25 protein-coding genes and 1 tRNA gene are annotated in these 26,554 nt (G+C 45.4%); 13 read left to right on the top strand and 13 right to left on the bottom strand.

All coding sequences use genetic code 11. The annotated features are described in order from the left end of the window. Positions 1-115 precede the first annotated feature (115 nt). Positions 116-316, bottom strand: a complete 201-nt coding sequence (locus A8O23_RS00375; protein WP_066615240.1) for a hypothetical protein — start codon at positions 314-316, stop codon at positions 116-118. 561 nt (positions 317-877) lie between these two features. Here A8O23_RS00375 and A8O23_RS00370 point away from each other — a divergent pair. The 3 genes from A8O23_RS00370 to A8O23_RS00360 all read left to right on the top strand — a co-directional run bounded on the left by A8O23_RS00370 (position 878) and on the right by A8O23_RS00360 (position 4,368). Then, on the top strand, positions 878-3,790 hold the full coding sequence (locus A8O23_RS00370; RefSeq protein ID WP_066615238.1) for a PAS domain-containing sensor histidine kinase: 2,913 nt from the start codon (positions 878-880) through the stop codon (positions 3,788-3,790). After that, complete coding sequence (locus A8O23_RS00365; RefSeq protein ID WP_066615237.1) at positions 3,787-4,170, top strand: response regulator; 384 nt, start codon at positions 3,787-3,789, stop codon at positions 4,168-4,170. Before A8O23_RS00370 ends, A8O23_RS00365 begins: the two co-directional genes overlap by 4 nt. Before the next feature lie 126 nt (positions 4,171-4,296). Then, positions 4,297-4,368: transfer RNA gene (locus tag A8O23_RS00360), tRNA-Arg, on the top strand. 213 nt (positions 4,369-4,581) lie between these two features. Here the strand turns inward: A8O23_RS00360 and A8O23_RS00355 are convergent. Continuing rightward, positions 4,582-4,953: a T9SS type A sorting domain-containing protein gene (locus tag A8O23_RS00355; RefSeq protein ID WP_066615233.1), complete on the bottom strand. Its 372-nt coding sequence runs from the start codon at positions 4,951-4,953 to the stop codon at positions 4,582-4,584. Positions 4,954-5,114: 161 nt separating this feature from the next. Here A8O23_RS00355 and A8O23_RS00350 point away from each other — a divergent pair, with 161 nt between their 5' ends. The 4 genes from A8O23_RS00350 to A8O23_RS00335 all read left to right on the top strand — a co-directional run bounded on the left by A8O23_RS00350 (position 5,115) and on the right by A8O23_RS00335 (position 8,696). Continuing rightward, positions 5,115-6,242 carry an NAD(P)/FAD-dependent oxidoreductase gene (locus A8O23_RS00350; protein ID WP_239693290.1) on the top strand — a complete coding sequence of 376 codons (1,128 nt, stop codon included), beginning with the start codon at positions 5,115-5,117 and terminating at the stop codon, positions 6,240-6,242. A gap of 249 nt (positions 6,243-6,491) precedes the next feature. Beyond that, positions 6,492-7,601, top strand: coding sequence for a type III polyketide synthase (locus A8O23_RS00345; RefSeq protein ID WP_066615229.1), 1,110 nt, complete (start codon positions 6,492-6,494; stop codon positions 7,599-7,601). After that, positions 7,594-8,319, top strand: a complete 726-nt coding sequence (locus tag A8O23_RS00340; protein ID WP_066615226.1) for a methyltransferase domain-containing protein — start codon at positions 7,594-7,596, stop codon at positions 8,317-8,319. The genes A8O23_RS00345 and A8O23_RS00340 overlap by 8 nt, the downstream gene beginning before the upstream one ends. A 158-nt stretch (positions 8,320-8,477) precedes the next feature. Continuing rightward, positions 8,478-8,696, top strand: a complete 219-nt coding sequence (locus A8O23_RS00335) for a hypothetical protein (protein WP_066615224.1) — start codon at positions 8,478-8,480, stop codon at positions 8,694-8,696. Between the two features lie 38 nt (positions 8,697-8,734). Here the strand turns inward: A8O23_RS00335 and A8O23_RS00330 are convergent, their stop codons facing one another. After that, complete coding sequence (locus tag A8O23_RS00330) at positions 8,735-9,637, bottom strand: histone deacetylase family protein (protein ID WP_066615825.1); 903 nt, start codon at positions 9,635-9,637, stop codon at positions 8,735-8,737. A gap of 207 nt (positions 9,638-9,844) precedes the next feature. On the opposite strand from A8O23_RS00330, the gene A8O23_RS00325 reads away from it, so the two are divergent. Further along, entirely contained in the window at positions 9,845-10,495 is a 651-nt protein-coding gene (locus tag A8O23_RS00325) for a porin family protein (RefSeq protein WP_066615222.1), read from the top strand. Positions 10,496-10,704: 209 nt separating this feature from the next. Here A8O23_RS00325 and A8O23_RS00320 read toward each other — a convergent pair whose 3' ends face one another. Next, entirely contained in the window at positions 10,705-11,262 is a 558-nt protein-coding gene (locus A8O23_RS00320) for a type 1 glutamine amidotransferase domain-containing protein (protein WP_066615220.1), read from the bottom strand. Positions 11,263-11,422: 160 nt separating this feature from the next. Between A8O23_RS00320 and A8O23_RS00315 the strand changes: the two genes are divergently transcribed. Then, complete coding sequence (locus tag A8O23_RS00315; RefSeq protein WP_082882815.1) at positions 11,423-11,935, top strand: TlpA family protein disulfide reductase; 513 nt, start codon at positions 11,423-11,425, stop codon at positions 11,933-11,935. Between the two features lie 4 nt (positions 11,936-11,939). Next, on the top strand, positions 11,940-12,566 hold the full coding sequence (locus A8O23_RS00310) for a thioredoxin family protein (RefSeq protein ID WP_066615214.1): 627 nt from the start codon (positions 11,940-11,942) through the stop codon (positions 12,564-12,566). 866 nt (positions 12,567-13,432) lie between these two features. Here A8O23_RS00310 and A8O23_RS00305 read toward each other — a convergent pair. After that, positions 13,433-13,780 carry a hypothetical protein gene (locus A8O23_RS00305; protein ID WP_239693289.1) on the bottom strand — a complete coding sequence of 116 codons (348 nt, stop codon included), beginning with the start codon at positions 13,778-13,780 and terminating at the stop codon, positions 13,433-13,435. Between the two features lie 179 nt (positions 13,781-13,959). On the opposite strand from A8O23_RS00305, the gene A8O23_RS00300 reads away from it, so the two are divergent. From A8O23_RS00300 to A8O23_RS00290, 3 genes are all read left to right on the top strand, one after another. Then, positions 13,960-14,685 carry a C40 family peptidase gene (locus tag A8O23_RS00300; RefSeq protein ID WP_239693288.1) on the top strand — a complete coding sequence of 242 codons (726 nt, stop codon included), beginning with the start codon at positions 13,960-13,962 and terminating at the stop codon, positions 14,683-14,685. Between the two features lie 289 nt (positions 14,686-14,974). Next, positions 14,975-15,850 carry a YkvA family protein gene (locus A8O23_RS00295; RefSeq protein WP_066615212.1) on the top strand — a complete coding sequence of 292 codons (876 nt, stop codon included), beginning with the start codon at positions 14,975-14,977 and terminating at the stop codon, positions 15,848-15,850. 226 nt (positions 15,851-16,076) lie between these two features. Continuing rightward, complete coding sequence (locus A8O23_RS00290; protein ID WP_066615210.1) at positions 16,077-16,823, top strand: M48 family metallopeptidase; 747 nt, start codon at positions 16,077-16,079, stop codon at positions 16,821-16,823. Between the two features lie 131 nt (positions 16,824-16,954). On the opposite strand, the gene A8O23_RS00285 is transcribed toward A8O23_RS00290, so the two are convergent. The 8 genes from A8O23_RS00285 to A8O23_RS00250 all read right to left on the bottom strand — a co-directional run bounded on the left by A8O23_RS00285 (position 16,955) and on the right by A8O23_RS00250 (position 26,508). Continuing rightward, on the bottom strand, positions 16,955-17,296 hold the full coding sequence (locus A8O23_RS00285; RefSeq protein ID WP_066615209.1) for a CZB domain-containing protein: 342 nt from the start codon (positions 17,294-17,296) through the stop codon (positions 16,955-16,957). 41 nt (positions 17,297-17,337) lie between these two features. Continuing rightward, positions 17,338-18,600: a PAS domain-containing protein gene (locus A8O23_RS00280; protein WP_066615202.1), complete on the bottom strand. Its 1,263-nt coding sequence runs from the start codon at positions 18,598-18,600 to the stop codon at positions 17,338-17,340. A gap of 149 nt (positions 18,601-18,749) precedes the next feature. Further along, a complete protein-coding gene (locus A8O23_RS00275; RefSeq protein WP_066615200.1) occupies positions 18,750-19,310 on the bottom strand; it encodes a heme NO-binding domain-containing protein in 561 nt (186 codons plus the stop codon). Between the two features lie 311 nt (positions 19,311-19,621). Then, complete coding sequence (locus A8O23_RS00270) at positions 19,622-19,879, bottom strand: acyl carrier protein (RefSeq protein ID WP_066615195.1); 258 nt, start codon at positions 19,877-19,879, stop codon at positions 19,622-19,624. Between the two features lie 31 nt (positions 19,880-19,910). Continuing rightward, positions 19,911-23,291 (bottom strand): efflux RND transporter permease subunit, encoded by a 3,381-nt coding sequence (locus A8O23_RS00265; RefSeq protein WP_066615193.1) that lies wholly within the window; start codon positions 23,289-23,291, stop codon positions 19,911-19,913. A 71-nt stretch (positions 23,292-23,362) separates the two neighbouring features. Continuing rightward, a complete protein-coding gene (locus A8O23_RS00260; RefSeq protein ID WP_066615191.1) occupies positions 23,363-24,484 on the bottom strand; it encodes an efflux RND transporter periplasmic adaptor subunit in 1,122 nt (373 codons plus the stop codon). Between the two features lie 39 nt (positions 24,485-24,523). Continuing rightward, positions 24,524-25,885, bottom strand: a complete 1,362-nt coding sequence (locus tag A8O23_RS00255; protein WP_082882814.1) for a TolC family protein — start codon at positions 25,883-25,885, stop codon at positions 24,524-24,526. 8 nt (positions 25,886-25,893) lie between these two features. Then, the gene (locus tag A8O23_RS00250) at positions 25,894-26,508 is read right to left on the bottom strand and encodes a TetR/AcrR family transcriptional regulator (protein ID WP_066615817.1); all 615 of its coding nucleotides are present in this window, start codon (positions 26,506-26,508) and stop codon (positions 25,894-25,896) included. Positions 26,509-26,554 lie beyond the last annotated feature (46 nt).

Below are 26,554 nucleotides of genomic sequence, written 5' to 3'. Positions count from 1 at the left end.
TGTAATTATCAACGCTTCAGTTGAATTTCAATTAATGATTAAGACGCACCACAAAAAAAGAGGGAGTGGCTTTTTTATAAAGCCACTCCCTCAAACCATTTATCAAATGCTATAATTATGAATTAGCTTCGGCATTTTTAGGCTTACGACCTCTTTTAGCACCTTTAGGCTTACCCATTGAATCTGGTATTTGATTTAAGGCCTCATTCATTTGGCTAAAAATGCCTAGCATTAATTGTACATCTTCAACGTTTTGGCAGTCACGGATTACTTCCATCTGCATTTTGTCAAGCTTACTTTTAAGTTGCTCTCTCATAGTATTGGGTTAGTTTAATTAATTCATTTATTAAAATGCTTATGCAAATATATAGACAATACGTTGTTTACCTAACATGAGACAAAATTTATCATTTTTTTATTTGGTTATAAATCGAATAAAAGCCATAAAACAGAAACAATTTATTATCTGCTTTATTTATAAAATAACATGAGTCTCTTTTAAATTATGCTTAAGCAGATTAGATCATTTATTAAACTGGGTATTAATAAAATCTTTACGCTACAACTTGCAACCACTAAAATTTAGTTAAGCAAATTTTAAATTCTATTTCGCTTTAGGCAACTCTCTCTATAGTAAAGTTCAGCTCTCGTTTATCTCATTAAAGTGGCAACAAAGATTAAAAACGCTATCCCGCAAATTATTCCATTAACCTTTTATCATCATAAATTTCTTTTAAGTTTAAAATTATTAACTAAACACTTATATAAATCGTAGCAGATAATACAGTAATACAACTACTTACTTAAAATAATACAACCTTTTACCATTTTGATTTTTGTACTTTTGAAGATTGACTTTTACTAAAGAATCAAAGTTTTGAGGAAAGATATAAATGCAGCAGTTTGGGGTAAGCTTGCGTATCATTCCTGTGATCTGCTCTGTACTTTTGACAAGGAAGGAAATTTCCAGCACGTTAATGATGCCAGCGAATCCGTTCTGGGGTATTCCAGCGGAGAGTTAATTGGGCACCACTACACCAAATTCCTTTATACAGACGACCTTAGCCTCACCCAAAAAGCCATCAGTGACATGGAGGCCGGCAAGAGACTAAGTAATTTTGAGAACCGCTTTTTCCGAAAAGACAACCAGATTGTCCATGTACAATGGTCTGCCTCACTATCAGCAGAAGACAGTTTAATTTACGCCATTGGCCGAGATGTTACTGGACTTAGACTTGGTTGGAGCAAATTGGAGGAAAGCGAGCAAAAATATAAGGCGCTGTTTGAACACAGCAAAGACGTGTTCTTTATGGAGAGCTCCGAAGGATTGATTACTGATGTTAACCAGAGCTTCTGTGATGCCTTCTTAGTTACAAGAGAAGAGGCGGTAAACTCCCGCGCCTCCTCTTTCTTTCCATCTTATTTGGCAAAAACCGCAGATATCACTCTGCGAAGTGTTTTGGAAGGCAGCATCATGAGAGGTGATGTGGAGATAGAAACCGAAACAGGGAAAATAAAGATATATGACACTATAAAATACCCAATCCACTCTAACGGCAAAATTATAGGCGTACAAACTGTGGCAAGGGACATCACTCCTATGGTGTGTGCCTACGAGGCTGCCCAGAAACAGGCTGAAAAACTCAACAACATACTTAATAGTATTACCGACGGGTTTGTAACCGTAGACAGAGATTGGCGAATTACTTACCTTAACAAAGAAGCGGAAAGGCTGCTGCCTCTAGACATAAAAAGACATATCGGGCTGAACATTTGGGACATTTTTCCTGAGGAGGTAGGCGGTGAATTTTATGCCTACTACCATCAAGCCTTTGAAACAAATAGTACCGTCAACTTTACAGCTTACCTAAAAAAACATAGCAAATGGCTAAAGGTCAAAGCATACTCATCTAAAGAAGGACTCTCAATTTATTTTGATGACGTTACGGCGCAGGTAGAGGCGCAGCGGGAAATAGAAAAGCTGTCATTAGTAGCAAGCAAAACTGCGCATGGCGTGGTCATTACCGATGCCGACGGAAGAACTGAATGGATAAACGAAAGCTTTACCCAACTAACTGGTTACACCCTTGCCGACTTGAAAGGAAGGAAGCCTGGATCGCTGCTACAGGGAGAGGAGACTGACTCAGGCACGTTAGAGTATATAAGGGAAATGCTGAATAAGCGAGTGCCTTTTAGCACTGAAATTATTAACTACCGGAAATCTGGGGAGAAGCTGTGGTTTGCCATGGACATCACCCCTGTATTTGATGAAAATGGTGAACTTAACAAGTTTATTGCCATTCAAAAAGACATAACTGAGAGTGTAAGAACACAGAGGGAAATAGAGAGACTGTCACTGGTAGCCAAAAACACCACTAATGGTGTAATCATTGCTGGCCAAGAGGGAAAGATTGAGTATGTTAATGAAGGTTTTACCGCGCTAACAGGCTACAGCTTTGACGAGGCTTTAGGCAAAACTCCTTACGAGTTACTTAGCAGTAAGCACACAGACCCTGAGATTAATAGACATATTCATGAACAGCTATTCCTCGGGAAACCTTCCACTTTTGAAATTCTCAACACCAGAAAAGATGGAAGTGACGTATGGTTCTCCGTACAATTGAACCCAATTTTTGGTGAGGGCGGCAAAGTAGAAAGATACATTGCCATACAGTCTGACATAACCGAGATGATTAGGGTACGGCAGGAGCTGGAGAAACTGTCTCTAGTTGCCAGTAAAACCAACAACGGAGTAATCATTGCCGACAGTAACTGGAAAATGGAATGGGTAAACGAAGGCTTTACTCGCCTCTTTGGTTATGAAATGGCAGAAGCAGTAGGCAAGGAACCATCAGAGCTACTTCACGGCCCTAAAACCGACAAGAGTAAGTTCCTGGCTCTGGAGGCTAAGCTTCTAAGTGGTGAGCCTATTTCATTTGACATTCAAAATTTAAAGAAAAACGGAGAAGAGATTTGGCTAAACGTAGAAATTTCCCCTGCATTTGACCAAGAAGGTACTCTAGTACGGTATATAGAGATTCAGACTGAGATAACCTCCCTGAAAACCTCAGAACTGGAACTGTCCAGGCTGGCCGATGACCTTTACCGCAAAAACAACGACCTGCAGCAATTTACTTATATTGTTTCTCATGTTCTGCGCCAGCACGGAGCCAATATCATGGGGCTGGTAGACATGATTATAGGTGCAGATAAAAATTCAGACGTCTATAACCGTTCACTCACTTACCTAAAGCAAAGCGCTTACAAACTAGATGAGGTGCTCCGAGACATGAACAACATTCTGAATATTAGAGAAAATAGAGGGAATGTAGAGGTAGAAAGAGTAGAGGTGGAACAAGTTTTAGATCAGGCGTTGTCTCCCTTTACTGAATGGCTTCAAAATCATGACACTATTGTCAGCATTGATCTTCCTAAGGGGCTAGCCGTGAAAGCAAACAGAGCTTATCTCTACAGCATTTTTCACCAGTTACTCTCTAATTCTTTCAAGTTCCGCTCATCTTCCCGCAGCTTGGAAATAAATGTGGCGTTTACGGGCAATACAGAGGCAGAATCTATTCTCACCTTCAGCGATAACGGAATTGGTTTCGACTCAGCCAAAGAAAGCAATAACCTTTTTAAGCTTTATAAACGTTTTCATACCCAGCAAGAGGGCCGCGGCATTGGCCTTTATCTTGCCAAGCAACAGGTAGAGGCAATGGGCGGCAGGCTTCAGATTACCAGCGAGGCCGACAAAGGCACAACAGTTCAAATTTATTTACCACAACAATGAAGGTATTTTTGGTTGATGATGACCATGTAAGCAATTTTTTACTGGGGAGTTTACTAAACAAGCTCGACAACAATCTCGACATCAGTACTTTTCTCTCTGCCCATGAAGTGTTAGAAAAAATAAACTCTCTCAGCGAAGCCGAATACCCTGATGTTTTGTTTGTAGACCTTTCTATGCCTATCATGGACGGTTGGGAGCTGTTAGATGAACTGGCTCAGCACCAGCCTGACTTTAGAAATAAATGCAGGGTATACATTCTTTCTTCTTCCATTCGCAAGGCAGATAAAGACAGAAGCAAAGCTTACCCACTGGTGGTTGACTTTTTACAGAAGCCAGCTAATCCCGACGAAATATTGAATGCCTTGCAAGGTGATTCATAAAGCACTTCCCATTCGCGCTGCGCATACCTGAGTAATAACTCTACTTTGTGTGTTGCTCCCTTTTAACATATATTTGCCCACTCAAATAGTGCAGCACCACATTGGGCATTTTGTAGAAACACCCAGGGCCTTGTAGTTCAACGGATAGAATAGAAGTTTCCTAAACTTTAGATGTGGGTTCGATTCCCGCCGAGGCCACTAAGCATTATCACCTTCCATCATCATTCTTTTACTCTTACCGGAGGCCTGCTGACTGAGCAATCAGTATTCAAATTCTCTAGGCAAAAGCACTAGCCTGTTTTTCATCTGTTTTTCTGAAAACAGATGAAAAACAGGAACAAGATGCCGTTTAACAAAAAAAGGCAAAACCTAAATAGGTTTTGCCTTTCTATAACTTCAACAGGTGAGTTTTCAGCGTAAAATCACCTTTCTTACCTCACTGTATGTTTGCGTTTCAAGCTTCACGTAGTACAAACCTTTGGTAAGCTTGTTCAGGTCTAAGGTTTTAGAGACGCGCCCGGCAGGATCCTGCAGAACTTCGCGGTACACCACATTGCCAATCACGTTCATGATACGCAGGTCTGTACGTTTGCCTTCAAAGCCTTCTAACGAAATGGTAATCACTCCGCTGGAGGGGTTGGGATATACCGTTACCGACCGGTCTTCCGTATCTTGTTTAGCCTCATTTCTTGGCTCTGCCGGCATTGGCGGAGTAGACCTGATCTGTGCAGACAAATCAAGTAAGGTGAGGCTAAGAAAAAATAATAGTATAGTTTTCTTCATATATTAATGGTTATAGAAAGAGGAACAATAAATTAGGTGCTACTGCACTTCATACCTTAGAATAACGCAGTACAATAAAAATTGGTTTTGTATTTTTTAATATAAAACAAAGGTTTTACCTTAAAAGTAAATAAATTTATTGCACAAAACAAATAAACCTATTGCAACATATAAAAAACCGCAAGGCTGTGATCATTGGTGGTGGTTTAGCAGGCCTGGTTACAGCTTTGCAATTATCAAGCCAAGACGTTGAGGTAACACTAGTGGAAAGGAAAAGTTATCCCTTCCACAAAGTGTGTGGTGAATATATTTCTAATGAGGTATTGCCTTTCTTAAAAAGTTTAGGCGTTGACATAGCCGCACTTGCTCCTGCCCAAATTGATCATTTCATGTTGTCATCCCCCAGCGGGCGAACTCTGATGGCACCGCTGGATCTGGGGGGCTTTGGCGTGAGCAGGTACCAACTTGACTATTATTTATACAAATTAGCCCTCACACGAAGAGTTATATTCAGGCAACAGGTTTCTGTCTCTAATGTAGAATTTGACAACGGCAGCTTTCAAGTCAACCTGTCAGATGGCCAGTGTATAGAAGCCCCTATAGTGGTTGGTGCGTATGGCAAACGAAGTACTTTAGACCGCCGGCTCAACCGTACTTTCTTTGAAGAGCGCTCTCCTTATCTGGGTGTGAAATATCACCTGCGCACCAAATTCCCCAAAAACGTCATTGCCCTCCATAATTTTGCTGACGGGTATGCGGGCATCTCGGCCATTGAGGAAGATAAATACTGCTTTTGCTATCTGACCACTCGCCAAAACCTGAAAAAGAGCGGAACCATTGCGGCAATGGAAGAAAAAATATTAAGCAAAAACCCCTTTCTAAAGGAAATATTGACTACTAGTGAACACTTGTATACACAGCCTGAGGTTATCAATGAAATTTCTTTTGCGTCCAAAACTTGTGTAGAAAACCATATTCTTATGTGCGGTGATGCGGCAGGCCTTATCACTCCCCTCTGCGGCAACGGCATGGCCATGGCCATTCACTCGGCCAAACTGCTGTCTGAACAAGTACTGCTGTTTTTGAACGGAGAGCAAACACGAAAAGAGCTAGAGGCTAATTACACCCACGCATGGAAATACCAGTTTGGAGCCAGGTTACGTACAGGCAGAGCGGTGCAGAAACTGTTCGGACACCCCGTTTTATCAGAACTGGCAGTGGCAGGTTTAGGTCAATTACCAGCGGCAGTACGTGCTATCATGCGGCGCACCCACGGGCAACCATTTTAGGCACTTCTATCATAGCAGTTACTTTTATTGTTTTGGCCTTAGCCTCAAACAGAAAGTGAATCGTTTTAGGGCTATTTTCTGGAAAACAGCCCTAAAGCGTCAGTATTAATGCCTGAACTGCTTTTCCACAGTCTTTCGGTAAACAGGTGCTATACTAAACCCGAGGCCGCTCAATGGAGTATGTACTCATCAGCACCTATCTTTTGCAGCAATCAAAACATCTTGCTACTATTTTGCTTATATTAAAATATGAAGAGTTACCTCTGCGCCATAGGCACGGCCAATCCACCGCATGCAATTCCGCAGCAAGAAATTGCCGACTTTATGGCGGGTGCTCTTCAACTTGACGCAGCTGAGGCGCGGAAATTAAAGGCATTGTACCGCGTGTCGGGCATTGAGCAGCGGCACACCGTTTTGCCAGATTATGGCCGTGAAAACGGAGAATTTGAGTTTTACCCGAATACCCCAGACCTGAGCCCCTTCCCTACTGTAGGAGACCGAATGGAGGCCTATCAAAAAATGGCGCTTCCGCTCTCAGAAGCAGCTGTTCAAGACTGCCTCAGCCAATTGCCTGACTTAAATCCAGCACATATCACGCACCTCATTACGGTTAGCTGCACCGGCATGTATGCCCCTGGGTTAGACATTGAACTGGTGAATGCACTACAGTTGTCTCCGCAAGTGCAGCGCACCTGCATCAATTTCATGGGCTGTTATGCTGCTTTCAATGCCTTGAAAGTGGCTGATCATATTTGCCGCTCAACGCCTAATGCGCGGGTGCTAATTGTCTGTACCGAACTGTGCACTTTACACTTTCAAAATAGGCCTGAGCATGACCACCTGGTCTCAAATGCTTTGTTCGCCGATGGTGCAGCCTCCGTAGTGGTGAGTTCTGAACCGCTGTCCGCTCTCTCCCTGCAGCTAGATGCATTTCATTGCGATTTAGCTCCCTCAGGTGAAAAAGAAATGGCCTGGCACATCAATGATTTCGGATTTGAGATGACCCTGTCTTCTTACGTGCCCTCGCTCATTAAGCAGGGTATTGGTCAGCTCACTACCACGCTTTTGCAGAAACTCAACCTGCAGTTATCTGAACTGAATCTTTTTGCCATACACCCCGGCGGACGCAAAATACTGGAGGTAATTGAACAGGCCTTAGGTATCTCTAAAGACAAGAACAGACATGCGTATGAAGTGCTCCGGCAATACGGGAACATGTCATCGGCTACGGTGCTGTTTGTGCTGAAGTCGCTTTGGAAAGAGGCAAAGGCCGAAAAGCACGGCGCGCCAGTACTGAGCTTTGCCTTTGGCCCCGGGCTCACCTTAGAATCTATGCTTTTATCAGTACACCATGTTTAATCAGCGGTCTACAGATCTTGAGTTAATGGATGATCTTTCGCTCACGGGTGAGGATCTTCGGCAAAACCTGAAGGAGCTGGAATTCATTAACCGGTGGCTGGGTGGGCATGAGGTAGTGAGGCAGGGGCTGAACCAGATCTTGGCTCACCCGTTTTCGGCCTCTTTTCAGAAAAACAGCCTAAAAATAGCTGACTTGGGCAGCGGCGGCGGCGATACTCTCAAAATGGTGGCGCAATGGGCCCGAAGCAAAAACATCAAAGTAGAGTTAACAGGTGTAGATGCCAATGCCTTCATGGTAACCTACGGCACCAAGTACTGTCAGGAATATCCGGAGATCTCTTTTCAGCAAGCAGATGTTTTCTCGCCTGAGTTTGCCGCCCAAAAGTATGACATTATTATCTGCAGCCTTTTTCTGCACCACTTTACCTCTGAAGCAATGGTGCGATTACTAAGCCAACTACGGCAGCAGGCACGAATAGCAGTTCTTGTAAACGATTTGCACCGGCACCCACTGGCGTATTATTCTATCAAAAGCCTGACTCGGGCTTTTTCAAAATCATACCTGGTTAAAAATGATGCACCGCTGTCGGTGTTGCGGGCATTCAGCAAAAAAGATTGGCAGGAAATTTTAAAACAGGCATCAGTTCAGCAGTACCGTTTGCACTGGAAATGGGCGTTTAGGTGGCTGCTCGTTTTTGGCCCGTTTTTAGAAAAGTAGCTCAAAAACACTTTTTCCTCTTAAAAATTTTCGTAACTTAAAGTATGCTTTTCTGCAATGAGACCAGAACCTTATTAGTTCTGAGAAAGAAAAGCAGCTTGTCCGCAAGAATATCTATTTAGCGGCAACGGACTTATTGTATTACCAATGTTACCCCCATGGGCCGAAGTTCCAGTAAAAGTACCGTTCAATTTTGGCTTCTTTTTGTAGCCTCCGTTTTATTATCTGCCATAGTCATCAGTCTTTTTCTGAAGGTGGTAAAAGTGATGATTTACCTCTTGCTGGTACTGCTGCTGGTTCCTATCATCTACCTATCTCTTAAGCGTGCTGTCCATTACTTCCGGACTCCCGGCACCAAACTCAAATCCCGCGACTGAAGTTTTACTTAACAGTCGGTGCAACACCTTAATTAAGCCTAAAAGAACAACTGCTGCACCAACCTGAAGGTGTTAGCATGCGCCTCTACAATATCTGCAATGCGTACTGAATAGCCGCCGCCCATGCTGGCGCACACAGGTACTCCGTTTCTACGGCACATATCCAGCACCACGTAATCCCTTTCGCGGCAACCGGCATGCGTGAGCGACAGTTTGCCTAACTTATCAGTGGCCAACACGTCTACCCCGCTCTGAAAAAACACAAAATCAGGCTGCACTTGATCCATAAGGCGGGGCAAATGCTGCTGCAACAACTTCAGATAACCGGCATCATCTATTCCATCTGGCAAGGGCACATCCAGGTCTGAGGTTTCTTTGTGTAAGGGATAGTTGTTGCCGCCGTGCATGCTGAAGGTAAACACCCGCGGCTCATGCTCAAAAATTTGGGCGGTACCGTTGCCCTGGTGTACGTCTAAATCTACCACCAGTACCTGCTTCACCTTTTGCAGGTCTAAAAGATGCTGGGCCCCCAGTGCAATATCATTGAGCAGGCAGAAACCCTCTCCCCTGTTGGTAAATGCATGATGGGTGCCGCCGGCAATATTCATGGCTGCCCCAAACTCCAGTGCAAACTCGGCTGCCTGCACGGTACCACCCATAATCATCACCTCCCGGTCTACCAGCTCCGCCGAGAGAGGGAAACCAGTTTTTCTTATTTCAGACGGCGTCAGCTCCAATGCCCGCAGCCGTCGCCAATATACCTGGTCATGCACCCGCACAATCTGGGCTGAAGTGAGTGGCTCGGGTTGAAAGAAATTCTCAGAAGTTACCGTGCCTTCATACAGCAGCTGCTCGGGCAGCAACTCGTATTTAAGCATAGGAAAACGGTGCCCTTCAGGTAAGGAATGAGCATATTCTTTAGACCAGGCTATTTTCAGCATGTCGTTCAAATCAGCAGAAAAAAAAGAGAAGTATACCAGCGCCATTTAAAACAGGCACTGCCCTACACTATACTTTGGCAAAGATACGCCCATCTGCCATTGCCATGCCCAAACCGCTGCAACATTCTGTACTACAGAAAGTATAATCACTTAGCCTCTGGCAATGAACCGCAGGCTTACTTTTTGATTACCTAATTTATTCCAGCTATGAAAAAATTGTGTTTACTAATTATATCTACGCTCATGTTCGGGGCCGCAACGGCTCAGGAACGCGTTTTTAACCGAGGAGTCATTAACCATAGTGAGAGCGGCGAAGATGGCCCCGTTGCCACCCGTGACAATAATGGGTTTGGTATTAAAGCAGGGGTTTTGTACAACAACTTACGTGGCGATGGCACCAATGCTTTCTCTGGTTTGAAATCAGCCACCAGTTGGCACGTGGGAGCCTATTCTCAGTTCAGCCTCGGTAACTTCTTTTCAGTACAGCCAGAAATTCTGTACTCCAGAAGACAGTCAAAAGCTGACCAAGGAGATATGAGATTCGATTATTTGGAGGTACCGGTATTGGCGGTCATGAACTTCACCGACAACGTAAGCTTTCATGTAGGGCCGCAGGTAGGCGTGATGATGTCTGCGAAGCAGGAAGGCAGGGAGATTGCCACTTCAGACTTCAACAGCTTTGACTACGGTGGGGCTGCGGGTCTGGAAGCCCGGCTAAGCATCTTCCGCTTAGGTGCTCGCTATTATTTGAGCTTAGCAGATCTTGGCAAGTTTGAATCTTCCGCCGATGCCACTAACCGCGCCTTTAATGATATCAAAACAGGAAACTTTCAGCTTTACATTGGCGTAGGGTTCTAAAGAAGAGTTTAATAAAGGGTTTAGGTTTTTGGGTGCTTCCGTTCAGGGGCACCCATTTTCTTTTACCACACTAACCTACCTTCCGACTTCGTTTGTTTTCAGGCTGTTTTTCAAAAAACAGCCTGAAAACAAACCGCCACTATGGATGCCACAAAAAAAGGCGGAGAATTATTCTCCGCCTTATCTAATTTGTCTTCTAAAGTCCAATTTTAATCCCGGTCATGCTTTCCTTCGGCAAACTCTTCAATCATTTTCTTATTGAAGGCCGGAATATCATCAGGGTTTCGGCTCGTGACAATGCCTTGGTCTGTTACTACCTCCTGGTCTACCCAATCGGCACCGGCGTTAGCCAAATCGGTTTTCAGCGACGGCCAGCTGGTCATCTTTCTGCCTTTCACGGCACCTGCTTCAATCAGGGTCCAAGGGCCGTGGCAAATGGCGGCAATTGGCTTTCCGCTTTCCACAAAGGAGCGCACAAAGGCAACAGCTTTCTCGTTTGCACGCAAATAGTCAGGGTTCATAACACCGCCTGGCAAGAGAAGCCCGTGGTAATCTGAGGCATTGGCCTGGTCTAGCTCTTTGTCAACAGTGAACTCTTTGCCCCAATCTTTCATGTCCCAAGCTTTCACAGAGCCTGACTGGGGCGAGATGATATGTGTTTCGGCTCCGGCTTCTTCCAGCGCCTGCTTTGGCTTCTCTAGTTCTACTTGCTCAAATCCTTTCTCAACTAAAATGGCAATCTTTTTGCCGCTCAATTTCTGTGACATCTTCTTGTTAATTAATGTTAAATATGTACTTAGTTGTACTTCGCCATCTAAAAAAACGTTACATTAGTGATGGTTAACGAACATCTGATTTCTGTGTGGCTGAAAGAGTAAAAACAGGTGCTGCGGTTGACTTCAGAACTTACTTCTTCCTTCCGCCCGTATGGAAATCCGCAGAAAAGTAGCTTCTATTTTATTGTTCTTCTGCTCTTTAGCAGCTGGCACCGCCTTGGCTCAAAACCAACAAGTTCCTGCCGTCAAGCTGGCCCACCTGCAGAAATACTTAAACTCCACCTCAGATACCACTTACATCATAAACTTTTGGGCCACCTGGTGCAAACCCTGCGTAGAGGAGCTACCCCATTTTGAGGCGCTTAATCAGCAATACGCCCAACAGCCCGTTAAAGTGGTTTTGGTAAGCATAGATTTTGTGAAAGATCTACAAAAGAAAGTAGAGCCTTTTGTGGCACGCAGAAAGCTGAAGAGCACTGTTTTTCTTTTAGATGAACCTGACCAAAACTACCTTGTCAACGCGGTGGACCCAGAGTGGAGCGGCGCAATACCTGCCACCATTTTTGTGAACGGCGCCCAGAAGCAGCGCTTTCTTGTAGAAAAACCCATGACCCCAGAAATGCTGCAAGAATATTTAGACCAGAAATTCAAATTAAATCAATAATTCTATGAGAAGACCGTTTTACCTTTTGTTTTTCTTGGGTGTTATTGCCCTGCTCAGCTCTGCTTTTGTCGCTAACGACAAAGGGTATGAAGTTGGTGACACCGCCGCTGATTTTAAGCTAAAGAACGTCAATGGCCAAATGGTGAGTTTAGGCAGTCTTAAAGCCGCTAAGGGTTTTATTGTCACTTTCACCTGCAACACGTGTCCGTATGCCAAACTGTACGAAGACCGCCTAGTACAACTGCATCAGAAATATGCCGCCAAAGGATATCCGGTGGTAGCCATTAACCCTAATGATGTAGACCTTTCACCAGGTGATTCTTTTCAGGAAATGCAGAAACGTGCCAAGCAGAAGAAGTTTCCGTTTGCCTACCTGCATGATGAAACGCAAGAGATAGCTAAACTTTACGGCGCCACTCGCACTCCGCACGTCTACCTATTGACCCGCACCCCGGGCAACGAACTGAAAGTGGCTTATATTGGCGCCATAGATGATAATTCAGGCGATCCGGAAAAAGTACAGAAGAAGTATGTAGAGGCTGCGCTTGATAATCTTATAGCTGGTCAGCCAGTGTCACAAAACTCTACTAAAGCCATTGGCTGTACTATCAAGTGGCGGGGGAATAGCTGATATTCTATGTTCTTACTTTAAAAGTCCGTTTTGAGCTGATTTCTGAAAAACAGCTCCAAAACGGACTTTAATTTTATGCAAGAGTGGGGTTAGCTATTTCAGGGAAGACATAGTTCCTCAAAACTTGTTGGCACTCACTTGATTCAAAAGATTATAGCATTCACTTCGCATTGCAGATAATCCCCCTTTGAAGGGGGCGAAGGGGGATGTTTACACCTGCCGGTCCACGCATTCCTGTTCTTTTTCTTTTGCGGTCATCCTGAGCGCTAGCCGAAGGATCTAAAGAAAACTATTACTCCTGCCAGAGATATTGCCTCCTCCATCGCTTTACCCTCTGCCGTTGTTGCGTGTTCTCACCAACAACTTAATGAGCATTTGCTCCCATTGCCTCTCTTGCTAAACCTCTAGCTTTCTTCTCTCCCTGCTTAGGTTTGTCACTTTTCTCCTTGATGAGAAAAGTAACCAAAAGAAACAAGAAGCCCCTGACTCGCTGCCGCTCAGACAGGAGGGGCTTCAGTAAATTTACCACCTGGCAGAGGTGCGAAGTTCCATAGTAACGGTGGCTACTGCTAACTAGAACCTGTGCCTCGTGCTCCCGCTAAGCGCCTGCGTGCCCTTGGCACTGCGTTGCCCGCTCCCGCAAGAAGCGCTAAGGAGGAATTGTGAGGAGAAAGTGAGAAAGTGGGTTTATATAGGTTACATTCCCCGTCATCCAATCTTTAGGAACGTAGAGACGCAACACTTTGCATCTCCAACGCATTGCACAAACTCCTTATGGCGTCATTTCAGAAAAGCAGGTCAAAAACAAGGACAATAGAGAAAAGAGGAAGCAATTGCTAAACCTCTTTCTGCTGATGAGGCTTAGCTTACTCATGAAAACTCTCTTTGGTTCCCGCCTGCCGGGCTTCCACTTCAAACTTGTTGTTGTAATAGCCTACTTTTATAGATTCAATTAAATACAGCCAAAGAAACTTAAGATAGCCATGTTCTTGAAACTGACGCACGTGACAGAGTTCATGCGCAACCCAAGGTTTATTTTTAAGGAAATTTTCTTTGGATACTCCGCTTAGGTGTATACTTTTGCCCAGCACCATGGCTACGTTTGTGCTCTTAAGTACCCAACGGGCTATGCGAGCAAAGGGAGAACGCTCAACTATTTTCAAGTTTTTCTCTAAGGGCTCCATCATTTTCTCTTTAGCTTTTATACGGCGCATGAGCCTGTATTGCTACTTCCTCATCTGATTTTTTATCCGTTCAAAGCCTAGCGCAAGAAAATGCGCCTTATACGAGTTTGTTTTTCAAAGGTTTACTATTTACCTTTGAAATAGCATTCATAGTTTACAAAAACTGTGGGATGCTGTAAAAAGGCTTTCTTCCTGTTTTATTGTTGCCCTTGGGCACTACAGTTGGAAGAGCCGCGGGCCGTCTGCTGCAGCCGGTACAGCCCGATGTTTCACCATTAAAACAGATGATGAAAGCTTACATCTTGTCTGCATTAGCCCTTGGGGCAGCATTTTTATCTTTCTTCTACGAAGCCCCGGCAGCATCCAACGCGCCTGAAGAGGCTACTCTGACCCAGGAAGAATTAATTCAAGAGTGGGCTCTTGAAAACAATGGGCTCAGCAACGGCCCCAACAACTCTACCTCTGTTGCAGCCAAAAAAGAACTTAGAGAAAACTCTGTCTCCTACAAAGACTCTCTTTTCTACAAATACTACTCCCAGACCCTTGGCCTTAAATTAGAATACCACGAAGACAAAGACCTTCTGGAAACCGTGGCCGATTGGATTGGTACTCCTTACCGTGCTGGCGGCAGTACTCAAAAAGGTACAGACTGTTCCGGCTTTGTGACTCGGGTGTATAAAGAGGTGTATGGTATTACTCTAAGCCGCAGTTCCCGCTCAATGTTTCATGATGTAAGCCGCGTGGCTAGAAACAAAATGGAAACCGGAGATTTGGTCTTCTTCCGCCGTGGCCCTGGTAAACCAATCTATCACGTGGGTATCTATTTGAAAGATGGCAAATTCATTCACTCAGCTACAAATGGTGGAGTCATGATCAACTCTCTGCACTCTCCTTATTATAAAAGAAATTTTTACGCAGCTGGTAGGGTTAACTAGTTCTGCACTGACCTATCAAAAAGCAAAAGCCTGCTCTTTTTTAAGAGCAGGCTTTTGCTTTTTTAGGCATCGCACCTTTTAGAGCCGTTTTTGATAAAACATATCAAAAACGCTATCTTTACAGCGCCTCTGTCAAACTATTTCAGGCAAAATAAGTATAGAAAGTATGCCAGCCTGGCTACTGCCACTCCTTTCAAAGAACAGACTTCTCAGCACAATAGATAGTCATTTGTTTGGCTGTCGCGGCACATAATTAGTACTACAACCTGCCCAACATTTAAAATTCGTCATGGAAAACCAGGAACAAAATAAGAAGCATGTATCTGAATCTTCTTTCTTTAAACGTTTTGTAAAGAGCGCCGAAGAGTATATAAAGCAACCCCTCCGCGTAAAACAACTACTAAACGATGCCTACAAGAAAGCCAGTGAACGGAAAGATTTCGGCACCATTGCCGGCGAGGCCCTTCATAGCCTGTCTATTTTATCTAGGCTTATAAAAGCAGCCATCTCTAAAGAATACACCGGCATACCTACCAGCACCCTGGTGATGGGCATAGCCGTGATTATCTATTTCCTATCGCCTATTGACTTAGTACCTGATTGGTTACCGGTCATTGGCCTTTTAGATGACGCGGCGTTGCTGGCTTGGTTTATGACCAGCATTAAGGAAGAGATGGACAAGTTTCAGGAATGGGAAGCAACGGCTCCTGCTGCTCGGCAAACTGCCGAGAGCGCTGAGCCAGCCAATACTGCGGCAGCGGTTGATATTTCTGGCCAAACACCGAAGTATGGAAACGAAGCAACCGGACAATACGGCACCGGCCATGAAACTGCTCCTTCAACCGGAGCAGTGGGCTCATCTGGTCCAGCCGGTTATGCCTCACCCGAGGCCGGTAATATGCAGATAGGTAATAACTCTTCCGGTGCCCAAGGATCAACCGGTGGTGTCATTCCTCCGCAGAATAGCAGTCAGGATGTGGCGCATTTTAATGGTGAAGTACCCCTGCAGGAGCAAGATCCTACTGCCACCCCAGACGCGCTTCCTAATCAAGACGGCATTGGCAGCGGTTATGGTGAGCCTAGCGTTCGTGCCTCTACCACTGACAGTACCCGCGTACCCAGCTCCAATAGCTTTGATACCAACCACGGCGGCAACGTACGGTAGCGTCAGACTGTAGACACATGTTGTAAAACACAGAATCACTTGCTATTAATCTTCTTCAAAAAAGGCACGTCTTAGGAGGTGCCTTTTTTTGTATCTCGTGCCACCTTATACCATACTTGAAAAGTGCGCCGAACGCGGTATCTTTACAGAACCAAGTAAAAAGTAGCTGGTACAGGATTATTCACCAATTAACCTCTTGTGCCATGCATCTTGCGTCTGATAAAATATGGAGCGGAAGAAAAGTGCCCGGCCAAACGGGATTTTAGAGAAGGAGATACAAGGCGTTGGAAAAGTTCGTTTTGTGCCTAGCGCCACAGCCAAATATGTAAGGATAAGCATAAGGCCGGAACAAGGCGTTAGAGTTACATTACCCAAACGAGCTACGCTAGAGCAGGCAGTTGCTTTTGTGCAAGAAAAAGCTTCCTGGATTCAGAAACACTTGACATCACAACAACAGGAACAGCATAAAAAAACATTATTTTCTCCAGAGCAGGAGTTCAGCACCCGCTATCACCAGTTACTGTTACAGCCTCACTCCCTCCGCTCCCTTAAAAGCAACTTAAAAGAAGGGAAGTTGACGGTATGGTATCCTGAAGATTTGGGCCATGCGCACCCAGAGGTACAGGCTTACGTCAGAGATGCCGTTGAACATACGCTCAGATTAGAGGCAAAGCGATATTTGCCGCAGCAGGTGTCCTTCTATGCTCAGAAGTTTGGTTTCAGGTTCAATAAAGTAGTCATCAAAAACGCCAAAACCCGCTGGGGAAGCTGTTCTGCTATTAATAACATCAATCTGAATCTGCACCTCATGCGACTTCCTGAGCATCTGTGCGATTATGTTATTTTACATGAGCTGGCGCATACCGTAGAGAAAAACCATGGACCTCGTTTCTGGGCCTTACTAGACAAAATAAGTGGCGATGCCCGTGGCTTGGATCGGCAGTTAAAGGCGTACCGCTTACAGGTATATTGACCAGAGGCGTTTTAAGCTCGTTTTCTTTAAAACAGACCAAAAACAGCTATGTTAATTTAAAGCTTTTAATCAGGAGCAAGCGCTTTACGGTAATGTGTTTTTTTTTGCTAGAGGGCGTGACACATATACGGTTATTTACCCTCAAGCTTAGCCAACAGATCTAGAAATTTTTCAGAAAGCTCATCAATTTTACTTAAGCCTTCATGCGCCTGTTCAATTTTGCCGCTTTGGTATCGGCTAATTAATAGGTTGGTGGTGGAATTCAACTCTTGATGTACCTGCAGAAGGCTCTGCATTTCAGGCAGGTCACGGTACTTTGATAAGCCAACAGAATTAAACCAAACATTGACTGGGCCATGGTTTGAGAAGAAATTAGCGTCATAGGTTCCCCCGTAAAGCACAGAACGCACTTTAGACTTAAACAGAATGTGTTTAATCCTTAACTGCTGAAAATCTATCTGCGCCTGGTTCATTCGTAATGAGCTACTGTTGTTCTTATCTTTATTAAAAGCCCCTACACTTTAGTTCCTTTTAGCTGTTCTAATTCCTGTCTTAGCTTCACCTTGTCGGTTACTTCGTACCCAAAGGCAATTATTCCAGTTACCTGTTTATTTTCAACAAGAGGCTGGTAAGTAGTAGTAAAGAAAGCTTCTGTCACTTGTCCGTTATTTTGCCAATCTAGCTTAATACCTATTTCATTTGCCACAAAAGGAACGCGTGTATTAAAAACATTGTCCAGAATCTGGATAAAACCTTGCTCAACTACTTCCGGCACCGCCTCCGCCACTGTTTTGCCTAGTAATTTTCTATTTGGGAAGAGCCGCTGGTAGTGTGGGTTCACCAGGTCAAATGTATGCTCTGGGCCTTTCAGAATGGCAAAGATTGCCGGTGCCTGCATGATAAGCCGCTCCAGTGTCAAGCGCTGTTCTTCTGCTCTCTGATAAGCCTGTTGCACCTGATCAGACAAAGCTGACATTTGCTCGTTAGACTCCAGCAGTTCCTGCACCATTTGCTTGGTACCGTGTATGTCATAAGCGCTACCTACCCGCATAACCACTTGCCCATTTTCATCTTTCATGGGCATGCTCCTAACTAAGTGCCAGCGGTAGTTTCCGTCTTTGTTTTTGAACCTAAGTTCCGCCTGAAACTCCTCATGTTCATAAATAGCCTCTTTCTGCCGCTCCACCACAGAGTGTATGTCATCTGGGTGCACTACCTTATGCCAGCCATTATCCAGGAATTCATTTAAAGTAAGTCCGGTGTAATCTAACCAACGCCGGTTTACATAGGTGCAGGCGCCGTTTGCCTCAGCGGTGTGAATAAGCTGAGGAACGGCATCGGTCAGAAATTTAAATTTCTCTTCACTGGCTCTTCTCGCTTTTCTGGCTAGCTCCCGCTCGGTCACGTCTTGAGTATTCTGTATGACATACTTTACGTTACCGGCATCATCCAACACCGGCGTGTGCGATGCTTCCCAGTAACGGGTATCATAGCCTCCTCCTTCTGCCGCTGGTTTTTCCAGATCATACCGCAGTACATCCAAATAATCTACCTGCTTTGATTCAATGGCTTTTTTTATGGACAGAATTACCGGATTTTCCTCAAAAGAGAATTGCGGATCTTGGTAGACTTCTTTTAAGAAGATTTTTCCAATTATTTCCTCCCGAGTTCGCATGGTGGTGGCAAGATACCTCTTGGTTGCTGCCAAAATTTTAAACTCCGGCGAAACGATAACAATGTTCTCCGGAACATTGTCAAAATAATCGAAGAATTCCATAGCTTTTGGTTAGGGTGCTTCTGAAGGAAATCTAAACTGGGCTAAACTATTATTTTATTGCCAATCTAGCAACCTCAGCTCACTGTATAACTTTACCCACTCAGGTGAAAGAGAAACAGGATAAGGAATAAAATGTTCTGGTTGGGTAGTTATTTAAAATCTACACTTATCTGCACCCTCTCCTCATCAGGGGCTGTTAGAGGAGTTACAGTTACCTTGTCACTTTCATTATAATACTTGGCAATACCCCTGATAATGCCCACAGCCACCGAAGCCATTTTGCGTTTAGAGTAATAATCTACTATGAGCTGCTTAGATCCTTTTCTGGTCACCAATAACACAGGCGGGTCAGAGCGGTTGTCTTCACGGCGCACAGCGCCATGCATGGCCGCCTCTGTATTTTCCAGCATTTCATAGGTACGCCAGGTGGGGTCTATGTATTTGCTGTAAATCATTAACAAGTCCGGCACCAGAAACTCCCCGTACTTTTCCATTAACTCATAGGCAGACACACCTGTTGCTTCGGAGGCCACATTAACAATAGCATAAATTTCTCTGGTGGGGTAGAAATCTCGCATCTGGTAAGCGTCATGCTCAATGCCAGCTGCTTCCAGTAACTTTACCCAAGTGCTATGGTCATAGTTATGCTCTACAAATCGTTTAAGTAAAACGAAAATAGAGCCATGCATTTTATCTTCTGTATCCGTCATCACACTATTATTTCACCTGTTAAAAGGAGTTAGCCCCTCTTTGCACCAAGAACTGGTAAAGACAGGGTACAGGCATTTACAAAGAGCATTTACTGTAAACCTGCGGGTAAGGTTTGTGAATTGGGTACTTTCTGCTAAACATTTCAATGGTTTCGCTCTTTTAGGCTTCTTTTTCAAAAAAAGAGGCTAAAACAGCTAAACAGCCCGCGCCAAATAAAAAGGCCAACAACCCACTGGCCAAAAACGAAAGAAAGGCAAGGGAAAAATTCCCTTGCCTTTCGAGGTCAAAAAAATGAGCAATTAAAAATGGTTTAGCTTGCCTGACGCATGGTGTGGGTAGACACATAGGTCACAAAATCACCCACGGTATTCAAAGGCACTTCATCTGGAATTACAATCTTGAAGCTTTTCTCTACTTCAAGAATGATATCCACTACATCCACTGTATCAAACCCAAACTCTTTGCTTAGGTTAGAAGAAACCCGGAGACGAGACGGCTTGATCTCCTTGGTCTTACTAATAATTTTTACAACCTCTTTGGTGATAGAGGGTACATGTGCGGTCATCATATACGTAATACTAAATAATTCTACTTCTCTCTCAGCCTACTAAAACAGGCTCTTTCTTTCTCTTTTTAGCAAATACCCGGCGTTTGATATTCTCATTGACCAGGTACATCATTGGTACTACTAACAGTGTCAGGAACGTGGCGAAGGCTAATCCGAAGATAATGGTCCAAGCCAGCGGCCCCCAGAAGGTCACGTTCTCACCGCCCAAAAAGAAGTGCGGGTCAAACTCGGTAAACAAGGTAAAGAAGTTAAAGTTCAAGCCAATGGCCAACGGAATCAAGCCCAGAATGGTGGCGGTGGCCGTGAGCATTACCGGACTTAAACGTGTCTTTCCGGCCAGCACAATTGCCTCTTTCAGCTCCATTCCCTGCTTCTCGTACAGCACATCGGTGAATTCAACTAACAAAATACCGTTCTTCACCACTATACCTGCCAGTGCAATGATCCCGATTCCGGTCATCACTATGGAGATATCCATATTAAAGACAGAGAAACCGAGCAATACCCCTATGACTGAGAAAATAACTTCTGATAAAATTATCAAAGTCTTAGAAACAGAGTTGAATTGTATTACTAAAATCAAGAAAATCAAACACATAGAAGCCAACCCTGCCAGCGATAAAAATTCCATACTTTCTTTCTGGTCTTCCTGCTCACCACCCATTCTGATCTCGTAGCCTTCTGCCGTAGGGAACCGATCAAGGGCCGTCTGGATGTTGCCCACCACTTCGTTGGCATTGAAACCTCCCAACACGTTAGACGAAAGCGTGATTACCCGCTTCAGGTTCTTGCGCCGGATACCGCCGTAGGTAGTGGAATACCTTACGTTAGCCACCGCCGACACCGGTACCTGCCGCACTTGGCCAGATGCATCTCTGAAGGTGAGCATCATGCCCATGAGCTGGTCAATGTTCTTACGGTACTGCTCGGCCAGCCTGATTTGGATAGGGTACTCTTCTTCGTCTACTTTGTACTTTGAAGCTTCTTTCCCGAAGATGGCCGTGCGTAGCTCCATTCCTATTTGAGCCGTACTTAATCCCTCACGGTTGGCCCGTACCCGGTCAATTTCAATAGTGATTTCAGGGTTTTTATCTTCTAAATCAGTGCGCAGGTCTTCTACCCCGGCAATCTGCAATGAGTCAAGATAATTCTCAACCTGCTTAGATAGTGTTATAAGGCCATTCCAGTCTTCACCGGCAATCTCTACCAGAATGGGCTTACCTACCGGCGGACCATTCTGCTCCTGCTCCACGGTGATCTCGGCCCCGGGTATGTTTTTCACCGCTTCCCTGACCTCGTCTAAGTACTTAGCAGTGCTAATGCCATCTTGCCGGTACTGGTACTCCACAAAAGCAACCGTTACCCGGCCTTTGTTCGACTCAGCCTGCCGGCTACCTGACCTTGGGTCACCTGCGCCTACAGCCACGTTGGCAATGACTGACTCTACGTTAGGGTTATCCTGACCGAGAACATTAAACACCCGTCGCTCCACAATCTTAGTCACGGAGTCGGTTACGGTTTGGTCGGTACCCACCGGCATGGTGATGTAAGTGTAGATGAAGTTAGGATCACCGTTCGGGAAGAACACTACTTTAGGCTGCCGTATACCCGTAACCGCCACCGATACAATCAACAGGAACACGATAAAGCCAATTACTCCAAACGGACGGTAACCAGCTAGCATCCAGCGGAGCAGGCGCTCATAGCGGTTCATGAAAGCCGGTAACACTCTATTCTGAAATGCATTGATCCAGCCGGTAAAAACGAACTTGTTCAGGGCCACAAACACCATGAGCACCAACACCAGGCTGCCTATACCAGTCCAGCCGATGGCAAAGCTTAACAAGGCCAGGCCGCCCATGATGACCATGGAAAGCCTGAAGTTCTTGCGCTCACCCTCTGGATTAGCCTCGCGGCGCATGAAGCTGGCAGCAAAAACCGGGTTAATGATAAAGGCCACCAGCAATGAGGCCATTAAGGTTAAGATGAGCGTGATAGGCAAGAAGAACATGAACTCACCTACAATGCCCGGCCAAAAAGCCAAAGGTAAGAACGGCGCCACCGTGGTAAGCGTACCTGCCAACACAGGTAAGAATACCTCCCCAGCCGCCACTTTCGCAGATTTAGTAATGCTCCAGTTGGTCTCATGAAAGATACGGTGCGTGTTTTCAATCACCACAATGGCGTCATCTACCACTATACCCAAAGCCAGCAGGAACGAGAACAACACAATCATGTTCAGCGAGAAGCCCATGATAGGCATAATCAAAAACGCGATGAACATAGATATAGGCACCGACAGCCCCACAAACAAGGCATTGGTGGTTCCCATAAAAAACATGAGGATCAGGGTTACCAGAATAAAACCAATGATAATGGTGTTGATCAGGTCATTAAGCGTGTGGCGGGTGCTGGTAGACTGGTCACCGGTAACGGTAATTTTAAGGCTTTCAGGCAGACTGGTGCCGTGAGCCTCCTCAATGAGTGCGTTAATTTTGTCTGAGGCATCAATCAGGTTTTCGCCACTTCGTTTTACCACGTTCAGAGTTATTACCGGCTGGTTGTCCAGGCGGGCAAAGCTCTCTCGCTCCTCAAAAGTGTCTATTACCTGAGCTACGTCGCGCAGGTAAATGTTGCCGCCGTTCAGTGACTTTACTACTATGTCTCCAATTTCAGCGGGGTTGTTGAATTCACCTACAATGCGCAGGGCGCGTTTCATGTTACCTACCGGCACAGTACCACCCGAAATGTTTACGTTCTCAGAGGCAATGGCCCGCTCTACATCGGCAAAGGTGACTCTGGCCACCTGCATTTTGTACATGTCCAGGTTTACCTGCACTTCCTGCTCCAGCGCACCTACAATATCAACGCGGGTAATCTCAGGCAGGGCCTCCATGCGGTCCTGTAAGTCTTCGGCAAATTGTTTCAGTTTCTCGGCACTGAAATTCCCCGACAGGTTCACGTACATGATAGGCATTTCAGAAAAGGCAATCTCCTGCACGTTAGGCGCCTGGTCCAGGTCAGTGGGTAGTTCAGGCTCGGCCTTGTCAACGGCGTCTTTCACCCGTTGCTTGGCCACTTCCACCTCCACATCGGTGTTGAACTCCACGGTTATAAGAGAGAAGTCCTGCATAGAGGTAGACTTTACCCGCTTCACCCCATTCAAAGATTTTATCTCTTTCTCAATTGGCCTGGTGACCAGATTCTCCATGTCTGAAGGAGAGGTACCCGGATGAATGGTGGTTACTACCATGGTAGGAATAACAATGTCCGGGAAGTTCTCTTTCTGTAGTTTATTATAAGCCAGTATACCCGCAATAGAAATAATGAGGGTGATGATGTAGATACTGGTTTTGTTATCAATCGACCAACTGGTCGGCTTGAATCCTTTGATTTTAAAGTTCTGTTCCATTACATGGCATTTTTAGAGTGGTCTGCCCTCTTGAAAAAGGAAGGCAGACCACTCAATAGAAATAGTATCATCTAGAAACTCACCGCCTGTCCAGGGTTCAGGTTTTGGGCACCAGCACTGATCACCTGGTCATTTGCATTCAAGCCGCTAAGTACTTCCACTTTGCCTCCGTAAGAAGTGCCAGTGGTAATGTTGCGTTTGGCGGCCACCCGTTGTCCGTCTTTCTGCTCTACCACGTACACAAAGCTGCCTTGCTCATCTTTCTGCACCAGATCTAGCGGCAGGGTAATGGCGTTTTCTTTCACGTAGTCTTGTATGCGCACCACGGCTACCATGTTAGGGCGTAAATTTATTTTCTGTTGCTCAGCTGCGCTTAAGCCAAACTCCACCATAAATGAGCGGTTAGATGGGTTAATCTGGCTGCTCACCACTTGCACCGTTGAGTTTACCTCTTGATTCAGATCTGGGAAGAAGATTTTAGCCTGGTCGCCCTTCTTGATCTGATTGGCATATGCCTCTGACACTTCGGCTACTACTTTGCCGCTGTTGGCATTCACAATTCTGATAATGCCTATGCCCGGAGAAACTGCCTCTCCTGCTTTAGGCACCACCTCGTCTACCTGACCGGTAATTGGAGCGGTAACGGTATATTGGGCGCGGTTTTCCTGCATGGTAGCTATCTGGCGTTCCAGGCTTTCCACGTTATTCTTGGCTTGCAGGTACTGTATTTCGGTGCCTATTTTCTGATCCCAGAGGTTCTTCTGCTTTTGGTAAACGGTGCGGGCCAAATCCAGATTAGGCCGAAGGGCTGCTATCTGCTGGTCCAGCACGCTGGCGTCAATAGTGGCCAGCACCTGGCCTTTGCGTACCTGGTCACCACGGTCTACGCGCACACTGGTCAGTACACCCGGCACCTTGGCACTCACATTTACGTTCTGATTGAAATCTGCGCGGCCTTGCACTTCCAGGTAATGGCGGAATGTTTCAGGCTGAACCGTTACTACTGATACAGGCACGGTGTTTACTTTAGGACCCTTGCCTTCTTTTTCCAGCTCAGCTTCCAGTTTGGCAATTTTGCCGGACAGCTCGGCTTGCTCTTTTTTCAGTTCGGCCAGTTGGGCTTGTTTATCTTTTTCGCCGCAGGCGGACAGTACAGCCATGATAACAAAGGCTGCAATTATTTGCTTTTTCATGTATTCAAAAATGATTTCTATTAGTATCTGTGAATTGATTTATTGGGTGACTAAAGTACCCTTGGCTAAGCGTAAGTCTACCTGTGAAATAATCAGGTCATAGAGCGCATTGGAGTAGTTGGTTTCAGCTTCTTTCAGCGCAGTTTCAGCATTCAACACTTCAATACTGGAGCCCACTCCTTCACGGTACTTAATTTTTGCCACCCGCAGCACTTCCAGGGCTAAAGCTCTGTTCCGCTGCTGGGCATCTAGTTGAATTCTGGCATTCTTCAGGTTGGTAACCGCCTGTGCCACCTGTAGATCAATAGCCTGCTCCAACTCCTTAAACCCAATGTCTACCTTCTGCAGGGCTAATTTGCTTTGCTGTATCTGGTATTTTTTGGCTAGCCCGTCAAACACAGGAATCTGCAGCCCAAGGCCAAATGAAGCGAACTGGTAGTAATCACTTCCTTTGAACAGGTCTCCGAACTCATTGCTGGCGGTGTTACCGCCGTAGCGGCCTGTTAATACCAACCTTGGCAGGTAGCCAGCACGTTTATTGCGCAGATCAAGGGTTGCCAGTTCTTTATTGGTTTGAAGAATAGAGTATTCTACCCGGTTGGCGTAGTTCATCTCTTCCAGTTCATCTTCCGTAGCGATAATGGCTTCTTGTATGGTGCTGGTGAGTACCAGAGGCTGCGCCTGTGGCATGCCCATTTGAAACTTGAGCAGGTTGTAACCTAGCTCCTGCAAGCTCTTTAGCTTGTCACGCTCAGACTGCAGGTTGTTTCTGGTTACCACCAACCGGTCTACATCTATTTTCTCTACAAAGCCATTCTCGTTCATGATGCGGGTTTCACGCAGCATAGAATCCAGCCTAACTAAGTTCTGGTCAACCAGCGCCGCACGCGCATCGGTGATTAAGATGGTATAATAGGCGCGGGTTACGGCATCAGCTACCTGTACTTTGGTTTGCTTTAGGCTTTTTTCAGATAGTTGGGTATACACCTGAGCAGCTTTTAAGCCCAGAAGATATGAACCGTCAAACAGCAGTTGGCTACCAGTCAAAGACAAAGTGTTAGTGTGCTTTGTACCGAATGGAGCCGCTATGACTGCACCAGGTGTTTGGTCACCTATAAACACGGCTGGTAAGAACACCCGCTGAATAGCCAGGTTATTGCTATAATCTACAGCGGCGTTCACCTGAGGGAGCCCAATGGAACGCACCTCCCCCACTCGGGCTTTGGCAGACTCCACATCTATTTTGGCATTTTGCACAGCCGCCTGGTTTTCCAGGGCATATTGTATGGCCTGCTCCAGCGACAATGCCTGCGCTTGCTGCGCCTGTACAGTTTGGGAATGCAAACTTACTCCCAGAAGCCAGCCGACCAGAAGCCAGCCCGCCTTCATGTTCTTTTTCATAATAATTGTTATTCTTCTTCTGTAATCTGTTTGTATTGATTTATTAGTTTATGGCCCTTGATGGTGGCAATGCCGAACAGAAAATGTTCCAGCAGGGCTATCTGCACCTGTTGCAAGTCAAATTGGGCAACCGGATACACTTCTGAATTAAAGCCTAACTCTACCTCAGCCAACCTTAAGCGGCTTACAATTTCCACGTCCACGTCTTGCCGAAACAGTTTCTCTTCTATGCCCCGCTGTATGTTCTCTTTGGTCTGTTGTAGGAAGAAACCATTTTTATGGTCTAGCCACAGCTGCCAGGCTTTAGCATGATATTTCTGTAGGTCATAGAAAATGCTGGGGTGCACCTCACGCATAAGCCCTCTCACCATTTCTAAAATCTGAAACAAGGCTTCCAGTGCATTATTAGCTCCTTCAATAGTACCGCAGCACGTCTGCTCCATGGCCTGCACATATTCTTGTATGCTCTCAAACACCAGCTCGTCTTTGTTCACAAACCACTTATAGATGGTTTTTTTAGACACGCCTAGGTGCGCCGCCACATCATCCATGGAAACCGCTTTCACCCCTCTTTTAAAGAAAAGTGTTAGGGCTTCTTTCATGATCCTCTCTTTTGTCTCCATGTTCATTAGCTAAATCGGGCGCAAACGCATGGAAACTTTTCATGTT

The organism is Rufibacter roseus, assembly GCF_001647285.1.
In the GTDB taxonomy this organism is placed as follows: Bacteria; Bacteroidota; Bacteroidia; order Cytophagales; family Hymenobacteraceae; genus Nibribacter; species Nibribacter roseus.
The sequence above is the reverse complement of the archived record's forward strand: the minus strand, read 5'-3'. Positions and strand labels throughout refer to the sequence as shown.